Consider the following 2,168-nt stretch of genomic DNA (forward strand, 5'->3'; position numbering starts at 1 on the left):
GTTCGAGGTTGTATATGGCTTAACAGGCGGAGGACCAGGACGAAGCACACAGGTTATTACGATGAACATTTACGAGGAAGCCTTCTCAAACAACTTCCGATATGGTTATGCAAGCGCAAAATCGGTCATTCTATTCGTGATTATTCTCATCTTCACATTTATCCAAATTCGTGTCATGAAAAAAAGAGAGGTGGAAGCATGAGACAGAATAAATCAACCTCCCTCCTTATTACTATTTTCCTATCGATCGGGGCTGCGATCTCTTTTTTCCCGATTTACTTGGCGGTTATTAACTCGTTTAAAACACAAGGTGAGATGTTCAAGTCGTTCGTCTCGCTGCCATCGAAGATTCAATTCGATAATTATGTAAATGCTTTTCATCAAATCAATCTGCTGGGCAGCACACTCAACTCGATCATTATTTCGGTGCTCGGCATCGGTGGCATCGTCTTTTGTGCTTCGCTTGCTGGCTATAAGCTGTCACGTACGAGCGGAAAGATAAGCAATTTGATTTTTTTCCTGTTTATCGCTTCCATGCTTGTGCCGTTTCATTCGATTATGATTCCATTGACTAGAATGGCCAAAGCCTTGTCTGTTCAAGGCAGTACGTATGGGCTTGCAATCATATATATTGGACTCGGCGTCAATATGGCGATCTTTCTGTATCATGGCTTCGTGAAGTCTATACCTAAGGAGCTGGAGGAGGCGGCGCAAATTGATGGCTGCAATGAATATCAAACGTTCTTTAAAATTATTTTCCCGCTGCTTGTGCCGATTACGGTGACGATAGCGATTTTAGATTTCCTCTGGATCTGGAATGATTTCCTGCTGCCGCTGCTCATGCTAACGGACGTAAGAAATTACACGCTTATCTTATCGACAAATACGCTGTTCGGTGAGTACAACAAAGAATGGTCGCTTATTTTGGCGGCGCTTGTACTGACTGCGATTCCAGTCATTATTATTTACTCCTTCTTCCAAAAGTTTATTATGCATGGGATTGCCGAGGGGGCTGTTAAAGGATGAATAAACTGTTATATGGCGTCGCTTATTATGACGAATATATGCCTTATGAGCGATTAGATGAGGATATTCGGATGATGAAGGAAGCAGGCATTAACGTGGTTCGAATTGCGGAATCGACATGGAGCACACATGAGCCGCAAAACGGCGTATTCGACTTCACCTCCGTAGACAGAGTGCTGGATGCAATGTACAAAGCCGGAATCGCCGTCATTGTTGGCACACCAACCTATGCCGTGCCTGCTTGGATGGTCAAGGAGCACCCGGATGTACTTGCCGTAACCCCTCGCGGACCAGGTAAATACGGCGCTCGTCAAATTATGGATATTACGAATGCTGCTTATCTTTTCTATTCAGAGCGAATTATCCGCAAGCTCATTAGCCGTGTAAGCAAACATCCAGCCGTGATTGGCTATCAGACGGATAATGAAACGAAACATTATGATACGGCGGGGCCAAATGTCCAGCTGCAGTTCGTCAAATATATGAGGGATACTTATGAAACGCTGGACGTCGTTAATCAGATGTTTGGGCTTGATTATTGGAGCAATCGCATCAACAGCTGGGAGGAGTTCCCTTCCGTTGTCGGCACAATCAATGGAAGCTTAGGCGCGGAGTTCGCGAAGTTCCAGCGGAAGCTGGTAAATGATTTTTTGGCATGGCAGGTCTCTATCGTGAACGAATATAAGCAGCCGGGACAATTTGTAACTCAAAACTTTGATTTTGAATGGAGAGGCTACTCATTTGGTGTTCAGCCTTCCGTTGATCACTTCGCTGCTTCGGAGCCTTTTGATATTGCAGGCGTCGATATTTATCATCCTTCGCAGGATGATTTAACCGGCATCGAAATCTCGTTTGGCGGGGACATGACACGATCGCTCAAAAACGATAATTACTTAGTGCTCGAAACGCAGGCACAAGCCTTCCCGCATTGGACGCCGTATCCCGGGCAATTGCGCTTGCAGGCGTTTAGCCACCTTGCTTCCGGTGCGAACATGGTTGCGTATTGGCACTGGCATTCGATTCACAATTCGTTCGAGACGTATTGGAAGGGGCTGCTCAGTCATGATTTTCAGCCTAATCCTGTTTATAACGAAGCCAAAACGATCGGTGCGGATTTTGCTAGGCTGAGCGAGGAGCTTGCC

At 45.7% G+C, this 2,168-nt stretch carries 3 protein-coding genes; all 3 read left to right on the forward strand.

What is annotated here, in order from left to right; all coding sequences use genetic code 11:
* Positions 1-202, forward strand: a 202-nt coding sequence (locus AC1DSE_RS34390; protein ID WP_477529030.1) for a carbohydrate ABC transporter permease, incomplete at its 5' end; no start/stop codon positions are given.
* Positions 199-1,026 (forward strand): carbohydrate ABC transporter permease, encoded by an 828-nt coding sequence (locus AC1DSE_RS34395; protein ID WP_477511714.1) that lies wholly within the window; start codon positions 199-201, stop codon positions 1,024-1,026. The genes AC1DSE_RS34390 and AC1DSE_RS34395, both read left to right, overlap by 4 nt.
* Positions 1,023-2,168 (forward strand): beta-galactosidase (locus AC1DSE_RS34400; RefSeq protein WP_477529031.1); only part of this gene is annotated, 1,146 nt, incomplete at its 3' end. The genes AC1DSE_RS34395 and AC1DSE_RS34400, both read left to right, overlap by 4 nt.

The sequence above is a fragment of the Paenibacillus sp. 01L418 genome (genome assembly GCF_056400045.1).